18 protein-coding genes and 1 other RNA gene are annotated in these 20,385 nt (G+C 55.4%); 8 read left to right on the forward strand and 11 right to left on the reverse strand.

Annotated elements, in window-relative coordinates:
- Positions 1-68: 68 nt before the first annotated feature.
- Entirely contained in the window at positions 69-878 is an 810-nt protein-coding gene (locus AC22LX_RS04135; protein ID WP_487333764.1) for an MBL fold metallo-hydrolase, read from the reverse strand.
- Positions 879-1,055: 177 nt separating this feature from the next.
- Between AC22LX_RS04135 and AC22LX_RS04140 the strand changes: the two genes are divergently transcribed.
- Entirely contained in the window at positions 1,056-1,652 is a 597-nt protein-coding gene (locus tag AC22LX_RS04140) for a hypothetical protein (RefSeq protein ID WP_487333765.1), read from the forward strand.
- A gap of 520 nt (positions 1,653-2,172) precedes the next feature.
- Here the strand turns inward: AC22LX_RS04140 and AC22LX_RS04145 are convergent.
- Positions 2,173-2,421 (reverse strand): GlsB/YeaQ/YmgE family stress response membrane protein, encoded by a 249-nt coding sequence (locus AC22LX_RS04145; RefSeq protein ID WP_020079088.1) that lies wholly within the window; start codon positions 2,419-2,421, stop codon positions 2,173-2,175.
- 167 nt (positions 2,422-2,588) lie between these two features.
- Between AC22LX_RS04145 and AC22LX_RS04150 the strand changes: the two genes are divergently transcribed.
- Entirely contained in the window at positions 2,589-2,777 is a 189-nt protein-coding gene (locus tag AC22LX_RS04150) for a YegP family protein (RefSeq protein WP_045396087.1), read from the forward strand.
- A gap of 46 nt (positions 2,778-2,823) precedes the next feature.
- On the opposite strand, the gene menI is transcribed toward AC22LX_RS04150, so the two are convergent.
- Both menI and ydiJ read right to left on the reverse strand, forming a co-directional pair.
- Positions 2,824-3,234 carry a 1,4-dihydroxy-2-naphthoyl-CoA hydrolase gene (gene menI / locus AC22LX_RS04155; protein WP_045396082.1) on the reverse strand — a complete coding sequence of 137 codons (411 nt, stop codon included), beginning with the start codon at positions 3,232-3,234 and terminating at the stop codon, positions 2,824-2,826.
- Complete coding sequence (ydiJ, locus tag AC22LX_RS04160) at positions 3,231-6,287, reverse strand: D-2-hydroxyglutarate dehydrogenase YdiJ (protein ID WP_487333766.1); 3,057 nt, start codon at positions 6,285-6,287, stop codon at positions 3,231-3,233. The genes menI and ydiJ overlap by 4 nt, the downstream gene beginning before the upstream one ends.
- A gap of 218 nt (positions 6,288-6,505) precedes the next feature.
- Here ydiJ and ydiK point away from each other — a divergent pair, with 218 nt between their 5' ends.
- Positions 6,506-7,630: an AI-2E family transporter YdiK gene (gene ydiK / locus AC22LX_RS04165; RefSeq protein WP_045396076.1), complete on the forward strand. Its 1,125-nt coding sequence runs from the start codon at positions 6,506-6,508 to the stop codon at positions 7,628-7,630.
- Between the two features lie 170 nt (positions 7,631-7,800).
- Positions 7,801-7,908: antisense sRNA RprA (gene rprA, locus AC22LX_RS04170), an RNA gene on the forward strand.
- Positions 7,909-7,991: 83 nt separating this feature from the next.
- On the opposite strand, the gene ppsA is transcribed toward rprA, so the two are convergent.
- Positions 7,992-10,370, reverse strand: a complete 2,379-nt coding sequence (ppsA, locus tag AC22LX_RS04175; RefSeq protein WP_015367026.1) for a phosphoenolpyruvate synthase — start codon at positions 10,368-10,370, stop codon at positions 7,992-7,994.
- A 330-nt stretch (positions 10,371-10,700) separates the two neighbouring features.
- Here ppsA and ppsR point away from each other — a divergent pair, with 330 nt between their 5' ends.
- The 3 genes from ppsR to hemP all read left to right on the forward strand — a co-directional run bounded on the left by ppsR (position 10,701) and on the right by hemP (position 13,085).
- Entirely contained in the window at positions 10,701-11,534 is an 834-nt protein-coding gene (gene ppsR, locus AC22LX_RS04180) for a posphoenolpyruvate synthetase regulatory kinase/phosphorylase PpsR (RefSeq protein ID WP_015367027.1), read from the forward strand.
- 154 nt (positions 11,535-11,688) lie between these two features.
- A complete protein-coding gene (aroH, locus tag AC22LX_RS04185; protein ID WP_047050216.1) occupies positions 11,689-12,735 on the forward strand; it encodes a 3-deoxy-7-phosphoheptulonate synthase AroH in 1,047 nt (348 codons plus the stop codon).
- A 170-nt stretch (positions 12,736-12,905) separates the two neighbouring features.
- Positions 12,906-13,085: a hemin uptake protein HemP gene (gene hemP, locus AC22LX_RS04190; RefSeq protein ID WP_161799839.1), complete on the forward strand. Its 180-nt coding sequence runs from the start codon at positions 12,906-12,908 to the stop codon at positions 13,083-13,085.
- Between the two features lie 28 nt (positions 13,086-13,113).
- Here the strand turns inward: hemP and selO are convergent, their stop codons facing one another.
- The 4 genes from selO to AC22LX_RS04210 form a co-directional block, all read right to left on the reverse strand.
- Positions 13,114-14,556: a protein adenylyltransferase SelO gene (gene selO / locus AC22LX_RS04195; RefSeq protein WP_063447547.1), complete on the reverse strand. Its 1,443-nt coding sequence runs from the start codon at positions 14,554-14,556 to the stop codon at positions 13,114-13,116.
- Positions 14,557-14,669: 113 nt separating this feature from the next.
- A complete protein-coding gene (locus AC22LX_RS04200; RefSeq protein ID WP_045396070.1) occupies positions 14,670-15,134 on the reverse strand; it encodes an NlpC/P60 family protein in 465 nt (154 codons plus the stop codon).
- Between the two features lie 81 nt (positions 15,135-15,215).
- Complete coding sequence (gene btuD / locus AC22LX_RS04205) at positions 15,216-15,965, reverse strand: vitamin B12 ABC transporter ATP-binding protein BtuD (RefSeq protein WP_047050196.1); 750 nt, start codon at positions 15,963-15,965, stop codon at positions 15,216-15,218.
- Positions 15,965-16,516: a glutathione peroxidase gene (locus tag AC22LX_RS04210; RefSeq protein WP_045396063.1), complete on the reverse strand. Its 552-nt coding sequence runs from the start codon at positions 16,514-16,516 to the stop codon at positions 15,965-15,967. The genes btuD and AC22LX_RS04210 overlap by 1 nt, the downstream gene beginning before the upstream one ends.
- A gap of 231 nt (positions 16,517-16,747) precedes the next feature.
- On the opposite strand from AC22LX_RS04210, the gene AC22LX_RS04215 reads away from it, so the two are divergent.
- Positions 16,748-17,548, forward strand: a complete 801-nt coding sequence (locus AC22LX_RS04215) for a MetQ/NlpA family ABC transporter substrate-binding protein (protein WP_045362713.1) — start codon at positions 16,748-16,750, stop codon at positions 17,546-17,548.
- 36 nt (positions 17,549-17,584) lie between these two features.
- On the opposite strand, the gene btuC is transcribed toward AC22LX_RS04215, so the two are convergent.
- Entirely contained in the window at positions 17,585-18,571 is a 987-nt protein-coding gene (btuC, locus tag AC22LX_RS04220) for a vitamin B12 ABC transporter permease BtuC (protein WP_045396058.1), read from the reverse strand.
- Positions 18,572-18,698: 127 nt separating this feature from the next.
- Entirely contained in the window at positions 18,699-20,132 is a 1,434-nt protein-coding gene (locus AC22LX_RS04225) for a gluconate:proton symporter (RefSeq protein WP_045396055.1), read from the reverse strand.
- Positions 20,133-20,385: the final 253 nt, after the last annotated feature.

A 20,385-nucleotide genomic window follows, 5' to 3' on the forward strand; every position in this document is an offset into this window, starting at 1 on the left:
CGGGCATATTACTGGTTCAAGAATACTTCCGATTCAGTTTTTTTCGTCCTAAAGAGAGCCCGGCATAACTAGACGCTATGTCTGGCCAAACATGCCACATACTTTTTCCCCGATTGACGTACGATTTCTTGGGCATTAACCAGAATTTCCCGCCCTTCAAACGCGCCGTAGATTTGACTAAACTTCACCCCGTCGAGACGTCGGAGGATATCACTCACCGTGGCAGCCGGCAGCGGCAGCATATTGGGATAACTCCACATGAAAGAAACGGCGTTAGCTCCCGGCGCAACCTGGACTATATCGCCGGATAATAGCAGGCCGTCGCCCTGCGCCCAGTGCAGGACGCAGCCACCAGCAAAATGCCCACCAAGGCGGATCAGACTGGCATCGGCCGTCAGTTGCAGACTATCGCCCTCCCAGAAGGTAATCCACGGGCTGTCGCGCATGACCCACTGGCGGTCATCCCCATGCAGATAGATTGGCGCCTTGAACTCCGCCGCCCAATCCTGCATACAACTGTAGTAATGCGGATGTGAGATAGCGATGGCCTTCAGGCCGCCCAGCGCGGAAACCAACGTTTTTGTCGCCTCATCGAGGTTGGCGATGCAGTCCCACAGAATATTACCCTGCGGCGTGCGCAGCAGAAATGCACGCTGGTTAATGGCAAAACTGGGGATGGTGCGAATGCTAAAAAGCCCACTGTTATGCTGCTGCCACTTATTGTTATGCGATGCGGTAAGCTTATTTAACGTAATCCACTGCTGCCCGCCCACAGGAACAAATTGACGCTCGTCTTCGCAGATCGGGCAATGTTGTTGTGTAGGGCCTCCGCTAAATTCATAGGAGGTACCGCAAGCTTTGCAAAGCGTAATTGTCATATCTCCCTCTCTGTTCCATGATGCAATAACAAGCGTGCCACCACTTCTTTTAACTATATGACAGATGGCGCGTGATGCAACGACCTACCGAGTTTGGTAGCGTTCTGCGTTTTTTATCGTTTGGCTTAACGGGCATAATCAACCGGCGGCAATAGATGAATGATGGACGGGGAAGGCATGCGCAAAATTTCAGCATTAATATTAATGGGGTTACTTACCGGCTGCTCGGTTAACGCGCCGCAAAGCGCGCAATACAATGCCGAATACTCCCAGCGCCGGGATATACGCACGCAGAACGTATATCGATTTAAGATCAAACCGCTTCAATCCAGCGGCGGAAAGTATTGGGGCGCGGATAATTTAACGCAGGTTTTTTACGTCAGTGATAAAAATGCCGCAACCGTTGAATTACGCTTCAACTACCCTACCGCAACGCTACAGGCCTCATCGTTAGACGGACAAGGGAAAGTAGTAAGCACTCAAACGTTCATCCTGTTAGCCGAATCCGCGGCGCCGCCATCGGGTTCGGACAAGAAGTACTTATACCTGACAAAAAGTGGCGAGTTACTGAGCAAATGGAAAAACTGTACGCCGGATATGAGCGTGGCTTGTAGTTGGGGAGGTCATCAAATATTTATCACCCGCAGCGCCGATCTGGCAGTGCAGTATGCAACCGGTGGTGCAGGTTTAGCTTTTCTGCTGATTCCATTTTACACATCCGAAGCCCGACTACAGATTTTCCCCAAAGCGCCAATCGACGCTGCTGGCAATTAATAGCAAGCCTTGTTTGCAGAACGATTCAATTTTGTGATGAAGTGAGTTAATTCTTAAAAGCAGGGTTGGTTAAGTCTGCGTTTACTCATGTACAATTGACGTCGTTGATGAATACTTGCCGGAGCAACGCTGGGCTATTATTTACGGGAGCTTGTGTCTTACAGGATGATTGATATCAGTATTATGTCGATGTGCATGGTAGTGCTGCTGGTGATGAGCGTGTTACTGGAGTAACCATCCCCCCTTCCCCTACCGTTTTTGTTAGCTTATTTTACCACTGAATTGGGCATAAAATTGTCCAGCCGCTTCTCCAGCCGGGAAGCGGTCGGGCTGCGCCTTAACATCCGGCAAAACGGTGTTTACGCCCTTTGTAAGGAAGCATCCGAAAAATTTGCCAAAATGGGTTCGCCCGCCGGTATCCAGCGGGCTTTTTTTGTTTGCTTGCGGCTATCATGAGCACAAAAAAACCGCCGTGATTCACGGCGGTTTGCTGTCTCAGCGTGAATAGGCGCTCGGCGTATTAGCTCTTCACTTTACGGTAGATAAACAGCACCACAAGTGCGCCAATTACCGCCACGACAAAGCTACCGAAGTTAAAACCGTCAACTTTGCCAAAGCCGAATAACGTACTGATCCAGCCACCGACTACCGCACCGATAATACCGAGGATCACGGTGACAATAAATCCACCGCCGTCTTTGCCCGGCATAATCCACTTAGCCAAAATACCAGCGATCAAACCAAAAATGATCCAGGAAATGATACCCATGGTTAACTCCGTCCTCTTTGTTACCGTGAATGTAATTCGTAATTAAAATAGTAGCATAATTATAACGAATGATTTAACAAATATATATTTATTAGATGATTGCTTGCCGTGCCGTTAGCCATGGTCTACAGATTATTCAGTGCTCGTTAACGCCGAAGGAGTGAGAAATGGGATATTACGTACTGAAAAAGTCTGAAAAGAGTGTCTCGCAGCCGTGGTATTTTCTGCTGAAGGCTGACAACCATGAGACTATCGCCACTAGCGAGATGTACTCGTCGAAAGATGCGGCTAAAAAGGGTATCGCCTCGGTGCAGAAAAACGGCGCCAGCGAGGTCATCAAGGACGAAACGCAATAACAAGAAGGGGATGCAAGCGCATCCCCTTAAAATATTGTGGCGACCGTTACACCACGGCGGTGGTCAGCCGTGAGGAGCAGCACAGTCGCCCCTGCTCATCGGTGATATCGATTTGCCACACCTGATGGCGAGAGCCAACATGCAAGGCGGTACAAACCCCTCGCACCCGCCCGCTGCGCACCGAACGAATATGGTTGGCATTGACTTCCAGGCCGACCACTTTTTGTTCTCCTTCGGTACACAGATAGCCCGCGACCGAGCCAAGGGTTTCAGCCAGAACCACCGATGCGCCGCCGTGTAGCAGACCAAAAGGCTGATGTGTACGGTGATCCACCGGCATCGTCGCTTCAATCGCGTTATCGCTGATGGACACAAAGTGAATATCCAACAGGCCAACCATGTTTCCCTCGCCCATCGCGTTAAGCTGCGGCAGCGAAGCCTGACGTTTCCAAATCATCCCATAATCTCCAGCAGAGCCTGCAGCGGGTGACGAACCCCGCTACCTTCGATACGCTTCACCTGGCTTCGGCAGGAATAGCCGGTGGCCAGACAGCGACCGCGCGGTAAACGCGCCATCGCCTGCTGCCAGGAAAGCGCGTAAATCGCCAGCGAGTTGGCGTGGTTTTTCACTTCGTGGCCGTAGGTGCCAGCCATGCCGCAGCAACCCGTACTGATGTACTCCATTTTCGCCCCGCAACGGGCAAAGATCTCTGCCCACTGTTTAGGCGCGGCCGGTAGCGCCGTCACTTCGGTGCAATGGCCAAACAGGTACCAGGGTTCGCCGCTGTTGTCCCGCCCGGCTGAAGGCGCTATCGCCTCGGTCAGCCATTCATGCGCCAGCATCACGCGAAAATCGCCGCGTTTCTCGCCCAGCGTCTGGTTATATTCATCGCGATAGCAAAGCACCAGCGCCGGGTCGACGCCAACCATCGGTATATCCAGCTGCGCTACGCGGTTGAGGAAATCAGCGGTTTTCTGCGCCGTGCGCGCGAAGCGCGTCAGGAACCCCTTGATATGCTGCGCTTTACCGTTCGGTGAGAACGGCAACAGTACCGGCTGATAGCCGACTTTTTCAATCAGGCGGACAAAGTCAGCCACCACCTGCGCTTCGTAGTAGCTGGTAAACGGATCCTGCACCACCAGCACTCTCTTCGCGCGCTGTTCGACGCTCATTGCTTCCAGATCCTCAAGCGTGGTATTGGCGGAGCGATGGCCTGCCAGCTGCTGCTTGAGCGACGGTACGGAGAGCAGCGGCAGATCGACCATGCCGATGTGTTTTTCCGACAGCTTGCGCATCCACGGCTGATTGATAAAGAAGTTGAATGTTTTCGGCGCCTGGGCCATCAGCGGCGCGTACGATTCGACCGTCGCCACCAGATGATCGCGTACCGGGCGCAGGTAGCGGCTGTGATACAGCTGCAGGAAGCGGGAGCGGAATTCCGGCACGTCGATCTTAATCGGGCACTGGGTTGAACAGGCCTTACAGGCCAGGCAGCCGGACATCGCCTCTTTCACTTCATGCGAGAAATCATATTCGCCTTTACGCGCATGCCAGCTATTGCGGGTACGCTCGATCAGAGCGCGCAGGCTCACACCTTTTTCCGGAAGTTCTTGCTCCAGTTTGTTCGGGTCTATCCCGCGGTCGGCCAGCAGACGTAACCATTCACGCACCAGCGTCGCGCGGCCTTTCGGCGAATGAATGCGCTGATTACTGACCTTCATTGACGGACACATCGGGCTTTTTACATCGAAGTTAAAGCACAGACCGTTACCGTTACACTCCATCGCGCCACGCCAGGCGCTACGCACGGCAATGGGAATTTGACGATCGTAGGTGCCACGCTTCACCGCATCGACTTTCATCATCGGCGCATCGACGCCTTCCGGTGGGCAAATTTTCCCCGGATTCAATCGGTTGTCCGGATCAAATGCCGCTTTCACTTTACGCAGTTCGCTATATAACTCCTCGCCAAAAAAGGCCGGACTGTACTCGGCGCGGAACCCTTTACCGTGTTCGCCCCACAGCAGGCCGCCATATTTGGCCGTCAGCGCCACCACCTCATCGGAGATCTGCTTCATCAGTACCTCCTGCTGCGGGTCGCACATATCCAACGCCGGACGAACGTGCAGCACCCCGGCGTCGACGTGTCCAAACATGCCGTAGCTCAGGCCATGCCCGTCGAGTAAAGCACGAAACTCGGTGATGTAATCCGCCAGATGCTCCGGCGGCACGCAGGTATCTTCAGCAAAAGGAATCGGTTTAGCGGCGCCTTTAGTGTTGCCCAGCAGACCAACCGCCTTTTTACGCATGGCATAGATGCGCTCGACGCCATCCAGTTCATGACAGACCTGCCAGCCAATGACTCCCGCGGCGCCCTGCGACATGAGTTCATCAAGACGCTGACACAGGGTGGTTACCTGACCGTCGATTAATTCAGCATCATCCCCGGCAAACTCAACGATATTGAGACCCAGCATCTCTTTATCCGGCACATCGGCGATCAGTTCGCTTACCGAGTGCCAGACGATATCTTCGCGCGCCAGATTAAGCACCTTCGAGTCGACGGTCTCCACTGACAGCGCCTTCGCTTCAACCATGAATGGCGCGTTACGCAGCGCCGAATCAAAGGAGTCATACTTGACGTTGACCAAGCGGCGCACTTTCGGTAGACGCGTAATATCGAGCCGCGCTTCGGTGATAAATGCCAGCGTGCCTTCGGAGCCGGTCAGAATGCGCGTCAGGTCGAACTCGCTCATCTCATCATTAAAGACATGACGCAGATCGTAGCCGGTCAGGAAGCGGTTCAATTTCGGGAATTTATCGATGATCAGCTGACGCTGCGCTTTACAGCGCTGATAGACGGTACGATAGATGCGGCCAATCGCTGACTGCTCTCGCCCCAGCGTTTCCGCCAGCGCGGCGGGAATAGGCAAGGTATCAAGGATATCGCCGCCCATCAGTACCGATCGCACCCCAAGCACATGATCGGAGGTTTTACCGTAAACCAATGAACCCTGTCCGGAAGCATCGGTATTGATCATTCCGCCGAGCGTCGCGCGGTTACTGGTCGACAGTTCCGGCGCGAAGAAGTAGCCGTAGGGCTTAAGAAACTGGTTGAGCTGGTCTTTGATTACCCCGGCTTCGACCCGCACCCACCCCTCTTCAGGATTGATTTCGATAATACGGTTCATATAGCGCGACATATCGACGATGATCCCCGCATTCAGCGCTTGACCATTGGTGCCGGTACCGCCGCCGCGTGGGGTAAAAATCAGCGATTGAAAGCGCGGTTCCGCCGCCAGCCGCGCCAGTAAAGCGACGTCCGCGGTGGAACGGGGAAACAGAATGGCGTCCGGTAACAGCTGATAGACGCTGTTATCGGTCGCCATGGTGAGCCGGTCGGCATAGCTGGTGGCGGTATCGCCGGTGAATCCTTGTTGCTCCAGTACCTGCAAAAAATTCAGCACCAGTTGAACGACGCCCGGCGCTTGAGAAATCTGTGGGATCATGACGCTTGACCCTGCCTGAATATGTTGTGTTTAGATGATGTAATAATGCGCAAATTAAACGTTTGCGTGGCGCACTCAACTTTTTATCACATTTTTTTCATATCCGCCCACGAGATTTACGGGCAAAATCAGGCGCGCGAAATTATTGATATTATTATCTGTACATGGAATTACGCTGCGTCAGCATTGAGACGCGACTGGAAAGGTAAATTTTCTCTATGATTAACCAACATCAGCCCCGGGACATACCGCAAATACTGCTGTCGGTGCTGTTTTTGTCCCTGATAATTATTTCCTGCCTGTGGGTTGTGCAACCATTTATTCTCTCTTTTGCCTGGGCCGGTACGGTGGTCATCGCCACCTGGCCGGTGCTGCTGCGTCTGCAAAAGCTGCTGTTCGGCAAACGCGCGCTGGCGGTGCTGGTAATGACGCTGCTGCTGTTTTTATTATTTGTCATTCCCATCGCCTTACTGGTGAATAGTCTGGTCGATAATAGCGCCCCGCTGATTAAAATCGTCAGCACCGGGCAGGTGACGCTACCGGATTTCGCCTGGCTGAATTCGATTCCGCTGATCGGCGATAAACTCTATTCCGCCTGGCATAGCCTGCTGGAGATGGGCGGCGCGGCGATTATGGCCAAGGTCCGCCCTTATATCGGCGCCACCACCACCTGGTTTGTCGGCCAGGCGGCGCATATTGGTAAACTGCTGGTTTACTGCGGACTGATGCTGTTGTTCAGCGCCCTGCTTTACTGGCGCGGCGAACGCGTCGCCTATGGTTTCCGCTACTTCGCAACCCGTCTGGCCTCAAAGCGTGGCGATGCTGCGGTGGTCCTTGCCGGACAGGCGGTACGCGCCGTGGCGCTGGGCGTGGTTGTCACCGCGCTGGCGCAGGCGGTTCTAGGCGGTATCGGGCTGGCGATAAGCGGCGTACCTTACGCCGCGCTGTTGACCGTGGTGATGATTTTCACCTGTCTGGTACAACTGGGGCCGCTTATCGTGCTGGTGCCCTCGATTATCTGGCTGTACTGGACCGGCGATACGACCTGGGGCACGGTGCTGCTGGTGTGGAGCTGCGTGGTGGGTACGATGGATAACGTGATTCGCCCGGTGCTAATTCGCATGGGCGCCGACCTGCCGATGATTCTGATCCTCTCCGGCGTTATCGGCGGCCTGATCGCCTTCGGCATGATTGGCCTGTTTATCGGCCCGGTGCTGCTGGCCGTCTCCTGGCGTCTTTACGACGCCTGGGTGCAAGAAGTACCGCCGCCGCCGCTGGACCCCGATCTGGTTCTGGCGGAACTCGCCGAGCTTAATGCCAGCCATAACAAAAGCGAAAAGTAACAGAAAGGCGGGGAAACCCGCCTTAAACTTAAGCTAAATTTATCAATCCCTCGCCACTTCCGGCATATTCATGTTCCAGCTCGATATTTACCTCTCATATTCTTCACACTGATTTAACTATTGAGAAGAATCCGATCGACGCCAACAGCCCTGATGCCTACTATTAGCCCACGGTTATAGATCAAGATATTGATTTATAAGCATGGAAATCCCCTGAGTGAAACAACGAATTGCTGTGTGTAGTCTTTGCCCATCTCCCACGATGGGCTTTTTTTTACGTCAAAATCAAATAGCGAAACGTTGCTGAAGGCAAAAAAAATCCCCGGCATCTCTGCCAGGGATTGTGCTAGCCGCGTTGAACTTATTTATTCAGTTCAGCCAGACCTAACCAGGTTTGCACCACGGTATCCGGGTTCAGGGACAGGCTATCGATCCCCTCTTCCATCAGCCAGGCGGCAAAGTCTTCGTGGTCGGACGGACCCTGGCCGCAGATGCCCACGTATTTGCCCTGCTTTTTCGCCGCGCGGATGGCCATCGACAGCAGCGCTTTCACCGCGTCGTTGCGTTCATCAAACAGCTCAGACACGACGCCGGAGTCGCGGTCAAGGCCCAGCGCCAGCTGCGTCATATCGTTCGAACCGATCGAGAAGCCATCGAAGTACTCGAGGAACTGCTCCGCCAGAAGCGCGTTCGACGGGATTTCGCACATCATGATGATCTTCAGCCCGTTTTCGCCGCGCTTGAGCCCCTGACGCTCCAGCTCTTCGACCACCGCTTTCGCCTGCGCGACGGTACGTACGAACGGCACCATCACTTCCACGTTGGTCAGCCCCATGTCGTTACGCACGCGTTTCATCGCTTCACACTCCAGCGCGAAGCAATCGCGGAAGCTTTCTGAAACGTAGCGTCCGGCGCCGCGGAAGCCAAGCATCGGGTTCTCTTCTTCCGGCTCGTAACGCTCGCCGCCCACCAGGTTGGCGTATTCGTTAGATTTAAAGTCGGACAAACGCACGATCACCCGTTTCGGGTAGAAGGCGGCGCCAAGGGTAGCGATCCCTTCGGTCAGGCGGCCAACGTAGAACTCTCTCGGTGAGTCGTAGCCTTTCATCAACTCGCGGATTTCGTTCTGCAGGCCCGGTTCCTGGTCGTCAAACTCCAGCAGCGCGCGCGGGTGAACGCCAATCATGCGGTTAATGATAAATTCCAGACGCGCCAGCCCCACGCCTTCATTCGGCAGGCAAGCGAAGTCAAAGGCGCGATCCGGGTTGCCGACGTTCATCATCACCTTCAGCGGCAGGTTCGGCATCTCGCCGACGCTGGAGCTCTTCACGCTGAAGTCCAGTAACTCTGCGTAGACGTAGCCGGTGTCGCCTTCGGCGCAGGAAACGGTGACATTCTGGTTTTCCTGGATACGGTCGGTCGCATCGCCGCAGCCGACCACCGCCGGGATCCCCAGCTCACGGGCGATAATCGCCGCGTGACAGGTACGTCCGCCGCGGTTGGTGACGATCGCCGAGGCTTTCTTCATGATCGGTTCCCAATCCGGGTCGGTCATGTCGGTGACCAGCACGTCGCCGGGCTCAATGCGGTTCATCTCACTGATATCGTGAATAACCTTAACCGGGCCGGCGCCGATACGGTGGCCGATGGCTCGCCCTTCGGCGATGATCTGCCCCTGGGCATGCAGGGTATAACGCTCCATCACCTGACCGCGCGAACGGACGGTTTCCGGGCGCGCCTGGACGATAAACAGCTTACCGGTGTGGCCATCTTTCGCCCACTCGATATCCATCGGACGGCCGTAATGCTTCTCGATCTGCACCGCCTGCTTCGCCAGCTCTTCCACTTCCTCGTTGGTTAACGAGAAAACATCGCGCTGCGCCTGGGGCACATCTTCAATCCGCACCTGCTTGCCGTGTTCCTGAGTCGGCGCGTACACCATGCGGATTTTTTTCGACCCCATGGTACGGCGCACGATAGCCGGGCGGTTAGCCGCCAGGGTCGGTTTGTGAACGTAAAATTCGTCCGGGTTCACCGCGCCCTGCACCACCATCTCGCCAAGCCCCCACGCCGAGGTGATAAACACCACCTGGTCGAAACCGGACTCGGTATCGATGGAGAACATCACGCCGGAGGAGGCCAGGTCGGAGCGCACCATCCTCTGCACCCCGGCGGATAGCGCCACGCCGCGGTGATCGTAACCCTGATGCACGCGATAGGAGATCGCGCGATCGTTAAACAGTGAAGCAAATACGTGCTTCACGGCAACGAGCACGGCGTCAAAGCCCTGCACGTTGAGGAATGTCTCTTGCTGGCCGGCGAAGGAGGCATCCGGCATATCTTCCGCCGTCGCCGAAGAACGCACGGCAAACGAGGCCTCGGCGTCATCGGCGGACAGTAGGTCATAAGCTTCGCGAATCGCGTTTTCCAGTTCGCTCTGGAAGGGGGTGTCGATGATCCACTGACGGATCTGCGCGCCCGCTTTCGCTAATGCGGAAACGTCGTCAATGTCGGTTTCATCCAGCAGTGCATAAATGCGCTGGTTAACGCCGCTTTGGTCCAGGAACTGATCGAAAGCATCAGCGGTGGTGGCGAACCCGTTTGGCACGGAGACACCCATACCGGACAGGTTAGTAATCATTTCACCAAGGGAGGCATTTTTGCCCCCAACTCTGTCTACATCATTCATGCCGAGTTGGTTATACCAAAGCACCAGCGGTGACGAGCCATTGTTGGACATCGAGACAATCCTTTTGTGATTTAATACAAATTATAGAAAACACACGATCGACTACGGTATTCATCCTAACATATTTATGCCGCTGAAAAAAACGGTGAATCGTTCAAGCAAATTAATTTTCTGTTTTTAGGATTGTTTTCCGGAATTCCCTAACTATATGATTAAAATGGATTCTATTGATATTTGATACAAATAGTGTGCAAAAACAGAAACTGAACCTGCCATTTCATTAAAAACAAAAATAGCGTTTCATTTTTTTAAGTGAGACAAAGGTTAAAGCTCTGTGCTTAAATTTACTCTGCTTTTAGATAATTATACCGGATGGTCAAAATGGACAGTGCTGTAGATCGCCACGTATTTTATATTTCTGACGGTACCGCTATTACGGCGGAAGTTTTAGGCCATGCGGTAATGTCGCAATTCCCGGTGGCCATCAGTAGCGTGACATTGCCGTTCGTCGAAAATGTCAGTCGCGCCCGGGCGGTAAAAGAGCAAATCGATGCCATTTTTCAACAAACCGGCATCCGTCCGCTGGTCTTCTATTCCATCGTTATCCCCGAAATTCGCGACATAATTTTGCAAAGCGAGGGTTTTTGTCAGGATATCGTGCAGGCGCTCGTAGCCCCGCTGCAGCAAGAATTACATCTGGATCCCACGCCGGTGGCTCACCGCACCCACGGCCTGAATCCCGGTAACCTGATTAAATACGATGCGCGTATCGCCGCCATCGATTACACGCTCGCCCATGACGACGGCATTTCGCTGCGCAATCTCGATCAGGCGCAGGTGATCCTGCTCGGCGTTTCGCGCTGCGGTAAAACGCCGACCAGCCTGTACCTGGCCATGCAGTATGGTATTCGCGCCGCTAACTACCCTTTTATCGCCGACGATATGGACAATCTGGTTCTCCCGGCCTCGTTAAAGCCGCTGCAGCACAAGATGTTCGGCCTGACGATTAACCCGGAGCGCCTGGCGGCAATCCGCGAAGAGCGCCGGGAAAACAGTCGCTACGCCTCATTGCGCCAGTGCCGCATGGAAGTCACCGAAGTCGAAGCGCTATATCGCAAAAACAAGATCCCCTGCCTTAACAGTACCAACTATTCGGTAGAGGAAATTGCCACCAAAATCATGGATATCATGGGGCTAAATCGCAGGATGTACTAATACACTAGTACATTATTGAAAATTTGTTTATGCTATCGCTCGTGGCCTATACAGGATCATGCCCTGCTCTTGCAATAAGCAGGGATTGGTTTATCGTGATGCGCATCACTTCCCGGCATTTTCGCCGCGGAAGAAACAGATTTTTGAGACCCCAATGAATAAAACAGACGAATTGCGTACCGCGCGCATTGAAAGCCTGGTAACGCCCGCGGAACTGGCGCAGCGCCATCCCGTGTCGGCCGAGGTTGCCGCCCACGTCTCCGCTTCCCGCCGGCGGATTGAAAAGATCCTCAACGGCGAAGACCGCCGCCTGCTGGTGATTATCGGCCCCTGCTCCATTCACGACCCCGAAGCGGCGCTGGAATATGCGCGCCGCCTGCAGGGCATGCGCGAACGTTACCAGCCGCAGCTGGAAATTGTCATGCGCACCTATTTCGAAAAACCGCGCACCGTCGTGGGCTGGAAAGGACTCATTTCCGACCCTGACCTCAACGGCAGCTACCGGGTCAACCACGGCATTGAACTGGCGCGTCGTCTGCTGCTGCAGGTCAACGAGATGGGTATCCCCACCGCCACCGAATTTCTGGATATGGTGACCGGGCAGTTTATCGCCGATCTGATTAGCTGGGGCGCCATCGGCGCGCGCACCACCGAAAGCCAAATTCACCGCGAGATGGCCTCGGCGCTCTCCTGCCCGGTTGGTTTTAAAAACGGTACCGATGGCAACACCCGCATCGCGGTCGACGCGATACGCGCCTCGCGCGCCAGCCATATGTTCCTGTCGCCGGATAAACAGGGCCAGATGACCATCTACCAGACCAGCGGTAACCCGTACGGCCATATCATTATGCGCGGCGGTAAACGGCCGAATTATCATGCAACGGATATCGCCGCCGCCGGTGAAGCGCTACGGGAATTCGATCTCCCTGAGCAACTGGTCGTCGACTTCAGCCACGGCAATTGTCAGAAGCAGCATCGCCGTCAGCTGGAAGTGTGCGCCAATATCTGCCAGCAGATCCGCGATGGATCCACCGCCATTGCCGGGATCATGGCGGAGAGCTTCCTCGCCGAAGGAACGCAAAAAGTGATCCCCGGTCAGCCGCTGACCTGGGGCCAGTCGATTACCGACCCGTGCCTGAGCTGGGAAGATAGCGAAAAAATGCTCGCTGAACTGGCTGCAGCCACCGCTACACGGTTGTAATCCCTTCCCCCGCCGCGCTCGCGGCGGGTTTTCACCGCTCGCCGTTCATCCTCTGCGCAATAGCTACCTGAAATGGTAAGCCACGACAAAAAAGGCTTGCCGTGAAAATTAACATTACTGATAATGATTATCATTGTTTCTTTTATTTTTATTTTGGTGCTATGACGCGTATGGATAACACTGCCACAGCAGAGAAAACAAAAGACAATGCTCCCTATCCTATTGCCAGCGATCGCCAAATCAGCAGCCGGACGCTGTTAGGCCCGGAAGGACGCGTGGTGATCGAACATGACGGCCAGCGCTATCTGCTGCGCCAGACCCACGCCGGTAAGCTAATTTTGACCAAATAAAACCCCGCGCGATGGCGAGGCTTTACGGTTAGCTGGAGCAGCTCACTTCCAGATGTTTACCCCAATCAGGCGGGCGGCTGGCGTAATCATCTGTACGATCGGCGAACGGCTGCGCGAGGGCTTCATGCAGACGTTCCAGCTCGCGCATATCGCCAGCTTCGGCCTGTTCTATCGCCCGCTGCGCCAGCCAGTTACGTAGCACCACCGCCGGGTTGACGCCCTGCATCCGCTGCTGGCGTTCGCTATCGTCGATCTGTTCATCGCGCAGCCGCGCCCGGTAGTCGGCAAACCAGCTATCAAACGCCGCGCGGTCGATAAATTCATCGCGCAGCGGCGATGCCGCGCTGTGCTGCTCGCTTTGGCTCAGCATCCGGAAGGTACGGGTGTAGTCACTCCCTTCACGCTCCATCAGGCTGAACAGTCCATCAAGCAGTGTGTTATCGCCGGTTTGCTGAGTATAGAAGCCGAGTTTGTCGCGCATGCGGCGGCCGTAGGCGGTCAATAAGGCATGCTGATAGTCATCCAGCGCCGCGTTCAGCGAGTCGGCGCTGATAAACGGCGAGAGCGACTGGGCCAGACGCTGCAGGTTCCACAACCCTACCGCCGGTTGGTTATCAAAACTGTAGCGCCCCTGGTAATCAGAGTGGTTACAGATAAACCCGGGCTGGAAATCATCGAGGAAGCCATATGGACCATAATCCATGGTCAGGCCAAGAATCGACATATTATCGGTATTCATCACCCCGTGGGCAAAGCCAACGGTCTGCCAGCTGGCTATCATCTCCGCGGTGCGCGTGACAACGTCACGGAACCAGAGAATATACTTATCCGCCTCCTGCTGCAGATGCGGCCAGTGGTGGTCAATCACGTAATCTGCTAGCTGCTGCACTTTTTCCGCTTCGCGACGATAATAAAAATGTTCGAAATGGCCAAAGCGTACGTGGCTTTCGGCGATGCGCATCAGCATCGTGCCGCGTTCTTCGCGTTCGCGGTAAACCGGTGTGTCGCTGGTCACCATCGCCAGCGCGCGGGTAGTGGGAATGCCCAGCGCATGCATTGCTTCACTGGCAAGGCTTTCGCGGATAGTCGAGCGCAGTACCGCCCGGCCATCGCCCATTCTCGAATAGGGCGTCAGACCCGCGCCTTTAAGATGCCAGTCAAAACGTTGACCATCCGGCAACTGCTGCTCGCCAAGCAGAATGCCGCGTCCATCGCCAAGCTGGCCGGCCCAGGCGCCGAACTGATGGCCGCTATAGACCTGCGCCAGCGGCGACATTCCCGGCAGCAACGCTTCGCCACCCCAGACGCCCGCTCCTCGCTCGGGTTCGAATAACGTTTCCGGGACGCCCAGCGTTTGCGCCAGAGCGGTGTTGCGCCAGATGAGACGCGCGTTATCCAGCGGCGTGGGTGCCAGCGATGTGTAAAAACCCGGCAGCCGATCGCGCCAGTGAGTAGTAAAAGACAGGGTCATGGTTCCTCCTGCCGCCAGTGTAGTGCCTTAAACAGGGGATTAACACGGGCGAACTGCAGGGTTATGGCAATTAAAAAAGGGAGCCATCGCTCCCTTTTTTCGCCGAATGCGGGTTAAATGCGCCTCGCCTGCCAGAATTTCTTGTTCCAGTAGACGTTGTCCAGCGACGAGCGGGTAACGCCCTGGCTGGTGGAGGCGTGAATAAATTGATTGTCGGTATCATAGATACCGACGTGCAGGCCGCTTTCGCCGGAGCCGGTTTTGAAGAACACCAGATCGCCGGGCAACAGATCGCTTTTATCAATGCGGGTGCCGATTTCCGCCTGCTCACGAGTTTCCCGCGGCAGCTGCATGGCGAATTTATCGCGGAACGTGCGTACCACAAAGCCAGAGCAGTCGACGCCGCGCGGCGTCATGCCGCCATAGCGGTACGGCGCCCCACGCCAGTTACGCAATTGCTCATTGAGATTCGCTACCACGGTAATGGAATCAGCCAGCCGTGGATTCGGCGGCGGCGCCCGGTGGCTGCTACAGCCTGCCAGCACCATCGCCGCAATAAAAATGAACCACACACGCATCTCAGACGATTCCTCTGTTCCCTGTCCTGTTATTGAAATAATTTAGCCTGTTTAGCGGCTTACAGGCAAGATCCTTAACCGCTACTGTGACGCCACGAGCATTAGATGACCAGCGACTTCCACCCGCTGAAACGCGATATGATAAGCGGCGGTCAAATTCTCTTCACTTAACACCTCATACGTTTCTCCGCAGGCAATCATCCGCCCCTCACAAATGAGCCACGCCCTCTGCGCATGACGCAGCGTATGGTTGAGATCGTGGCTGCTCATCACGATAGCGACCCCCAGCGCGCTCAGCGACGCCAGCACGCTATCCAGCGCCGCCTGCTGCGCGACATCGAGGCTGTTCATCGGTTCATCTAACAATAACAGCTGCCCGGCGGGATTCGCGCGGCGGTGAATCTGCAGGATCACCGCCGCCAGACGCACCCGCTGCCACTCGCCGCCGGAGATCTGGTTGACCTGGCGCCCCAGCTTATCGCTTAACCCCAGTTGCCCGGCTATCTCGTTGAGCAATCCCTGCGGGGCGCTGTCTTGCATATGTAATGACAGATAGTGCCACACCGGCATTGCAAAGGGCGGGAGCTGCTGCTGATTCAAATAGGCGCGATGGCGGGCAAGTTCCGCCGCGGGCCACTGATCCAGCGCCCGCTGGTTAAGGGTGATCAGGCCAGGGCCGACGGTCAGCCCGGCCATCCGCGCCAGCAGGGTACTTTTACCCGCGCCGTTCGGCCCCACCAGATGGACTATCTCTCCGGGCCGAACGTCAGCGGTAAACGGCGACAGCCGCCCCGCTTCCGCTACATCCTGTAGCTGCATCAAAAACGGCATTATTGCGCTAGCGCTCCTTTTACCGCAGCCAGCAGTTGCGGGTCGTCCGGCGTCATATCCGGCGAGAAACGCTGAATCACCTGACCATCGCGGCCCACGAGGAATTTTTCAAAGTTCCACAGGATGTCGTCAACGTACAGCGGCGCGCGGCCTTTACTGGCCATCCGCTCATAGAAACCGCTCCCTTCCGGCGCGATGGCCTTCGGCGCGGCGGCAATCAATTTTTGATACAGCGGCGCGCGATGTTCGCCGTTGACGTCAATTTTACTGAACAGCGGGAAGGTGACGCCGTAGGTTACGCTACAGAACGTTTTAATCTCTTCTTCGCTGCCCGGCTCCTGGCCGAGAAACTGATTACAAGGGAAGCCAAGGACGCTAAATCCCTGCGGGGCAAACTCTTCTTGCAGCGCTTCCAGTTGCTCATACTGCGGCGTGAGGCCGCATTTTGAGGCCACGTTGACGATCAGCAGCACCTTTCCGGCATACGCCGCCAGGGTGGTTTTTTCGCCATCGATGGTCGTCACTTCGGTATTAAGAATGTCGTGTTGCATAGCCTTCCCTCAGTCAATAATGCAGGTTAAGGAGATCCCTATCTACTGTAGCGGATTCAACGCGCTTGATTCTACTTTGATTCGCGGGCAAATGTCGCTTGATGTGACAGCGCTGCGCTTGTCGACGGCAACATGAATTCCTCTCAATATCAGCAACGGACAAATCAGTGTACAGTGTGAAAAGTATGTAATAGTGTTTCGTTACTTGTTAATTTAAGAGAGTTTTTAGAGATGAAGAAGTTGTTAAGCTCGGTGTTAATCGCCACATCGGTGGCGCTGTTATCCGCCTGCTCTCCGGACGATAACAATAAGGTTAAAGTCGCGATCAATACCGGCCCGGATGAAGCTATCTGGAAAGTCGTAGAGCAGGTAGCAAAAGACAAATATAACCTCGACGTTGAGGTTATCTCTTTTAATGATTATGTCCTGCCGAATGAAGCGTTAAATAATAAAGATGTCGATGCTAACGCCTTCCAGACGCTGCCCTATCTCGAGGCGCAGTCGAAAGAGCGCGGCTATAAATTCGCTATCGTCGGTAAAACGTTCGTCTTCCCGATTGCCGCCTATTCGCGCAAAATCAAAAATATCAGCGAACTGCCTGACGGCGCGACCGTCTCTATCTCTAACGAAACCACCACCCTCGGCCGCAGCCTGCTGCTGTTACAGGCGCAAGGATTAATCAAGCTGAAAGATGGTGTCGGCTATCTGCCCACCACGCTGGATATCATCGATAATCCGAAACATCTGAAGATTGTTGAAGTCGATACTCCGCAGCTGACCCGTACGCTCGACGATCCGAACGTAACGCTTGCCATCATCAACACTAATTTCTCGGCGCAGGTCGGTTTATCCGCCGCCCGCGATGGCCTGTTTATGGAAGGCCCGGATTCACCTTATGTGAATGCGATCGTCTCGCGCGAGGATAATAAAGACAGCAAGAAAATTCAGGAGCTGAAAGAGGCCTTCCAGACCAGGGAAGTCGCCGATAAAGCGCAGGAAGTCTATAAAGGCGATGCCATCAAAGGCTGGTAATCGTCACCCGACGCCGTCCACTATGACGGCGTCTCCCTACCCCCGTCGCCCCGAACGCAGCAGCAACCAGATGAACACCGGCGCCCCCAGCGTCGCCGTCACCACGCCGATCGGTAATTCCGCCGCCGATAACGCCAGACGGGCGATGATATCGGCGCCGAGCAGCGCGCTGGCGCCAGCTAACAGGCAGGCGGGAAGCAGCACCCGATGATCGCTCAGGCCGCACAGGCGCAAAATATGCGGGATCACCAGACCAATAAAGCCAATCGCCCCCGCTAGCGCCACGCTGACGCCGACCAGCCAGCCGGTGGCCACCACCAGTAGTTTTCGCCATAACCACAGCGGCAGGCCGAGCTGACGCGCCGAGACTTCGCCCAACGCCAGTAAGTTCAGCGGCTGCGACTGCCAGCATACCCACAGCAGCACCGGTATTAGCGCCAGCATCAGCCACAGCTGCTGCCAGTCGACGCCGCCAAAACCCCCCATCATCCAGTACATCAGCTGGCGCAGGTCAAAAGAGGTTGAGAAATAGACCGCCCAGGTCATCAACGCGCTACAAATAATGCCGAGCGCCACGCCCGCCAGCAGCAGACGGCTGGTGGACAGGTGGCGCCGGGCGAAACGGAGCAGAATAAAGGTAATCAGCAGCGCGCCGGCAATGGCGCACAGCCCCAGCGCCCACATGGGTAACACGCCGTGGCCTAACAGCACGGCGGCAATCAGCCCAACGCCCGCACCGTTAGAAACGCCCAGCAGACCCGGCTCCGCCAACGGATTTTCAAACAGCGCCTGCATGATCGCCCCGGAAAGCGCCAGCGCCGCCCCCACTAACAGCACCGCCAGCGTGCGCGGCAGGCGGATTTGCCAGATAAACAGCTCGCCTTTGGCGCTAAACCACTCCTGCGGCGGGATCCACTGGTCACCGGCGCACAGGCTAATAGTCAATGTGACGAGCAGAATCAGCGTTAAGGCGGTTAGCCAACGACGGTTATGGCGCTGTTGAATATCGACGAAGGTCTGCATAAGTCCCGGAGGCAAGTGAGCGAGGTGATTGATTTTACGGTGGCGATGGCGGGGAGAAAAGGAAAAACGCAGAGCAATCTTCACGCAGACGTCAGTGCTCGCCAGGACGCCTGCGTGAAAACGGAAGTTACACCAGTATCTGGAACAGTAGCGCGAAGAGAATGATATTCGCCACCACAATCGCCCAGCCGTTATACAGCATGTATTTCAGATGGGTAGACTGCGCCAGCCCCATCTGACCAAACATATCCGAAGAGGGGAATGGGCCAAACCAGTCGACCTGCGAAGAGGCCAGCAGCACCGCAGTGGTTCCCTGCGGCGGTACGCCGGCGGCCATCAGCATCGGGCCGAAAATTTTGTGGGTGAAGGTCATCTGCGCCACCGCCGCCCCCGGTACGTGACCAATAATATTGAAAGCGAAGATGCAAAAGCACAGCCAGGCAGGCGAAATGCCTTCCAGCAGCGGCTGGGTATAGTCGAGCAGCCCCTGATAGGCATGAAGGCCATCCATCAGCTCCAGGATCGGGTTATACAGCCAGTACAGAATAAACATCCACACCAGACGGCCACAACCGTGGTACAGCGCCTGCAGGATCTGCGTCGGGCGCAGGCCGCCCACCAGCCCGGTAATCAGGGCTACCAGTAGCATCACGATAATCGCAAAGCTGAATCCGGCTTTGATCACCACGCCAATGACCGCCATTACAATAATCGTTGCCGCGAAGGCCAGTGCGCTAAGCTTACGCCGACGCAGCTGCGCGGCGCTCAGTGCTTCTGTTGGCTTCTCCGTGAGATCGACTTCATAGCGCAGTTTACCTTCGGTCATCTTCTGGATCCGCCCCGCCATCACCCAGCCGGCCAATAACGTGACTGCGCTCATCGGCAGGCCAACGTACAGCAGATAATCAGGATAGCTCAATCCGCCGAGGCTCAGGATGGTGACGGTACTGGGCGTAAACGGCCCGGTAAACAACCCTACCGAACCGGCGGTCATCATCAGCGCAGCCACCGTCGGCGGCGTTAAGCGTACCGCAGCCGCCACCGGGATGATCACCGCGACGATAATCGCGTTACCACCGGCCATTGTGCCCAGCGAGCCGCAGATTAAAATCGAAGATACAACGATGCCGAACTTCACCCGCGTCTGGCTGGAAAGGCCGATGCGGTGAACCACAAATTTCACTAACTCAACCGCGGCGCCGGTACGAGTGGCGACTTCACCCACCCCGGCGCCGAGCATAATAATCAGCCCGACGGTGGCAATAAACGAACCGGTGGATTTCGCCAGCATGGTGCCCATTTCCGGCAATCCGGTCGAGGTCATAATCATGGCGATGATAATCGAAGAAATCACCGCCAACACAATATCGACACCGACCAGCGACAGCACCGCTAACGCCACTAATGGCGTAAAGCCCAACAGGCCGAGTTCACTGCTCGGGCGGCCATGGCACCACCACGCGGTTAACACAAAAAGCACCAATAACAGGCCAATAACAACGTTTTTTCTCGTGATATTTCGTCTGGCGAGGGTATTGCCAGCGAGCGTTGAGTCACTCATATAACTCCTTAAAGCCATTAAAACCGACCGTAATTGCAGGTTGGCGTATTCGGGCCTGCTCAGAAAATATCCCCCCTCGTTATCATTATTGGCTTCATGGCCTGAGGGTTTGCAGGGTACAAAGGGAATGGTTCTGAGAACGTAAAAGACCGCCTGAAGACGGTACCAGCAGCGCAATATGTAACCGAAGCGCTGATTGGCGATTAAATTTATGTTAATTTAGTGTTAGTAGAAAATGACTTTTTATCGGCAA

This window comes from Klebsiella sp. PK01 (assembly GCF_057624675.1).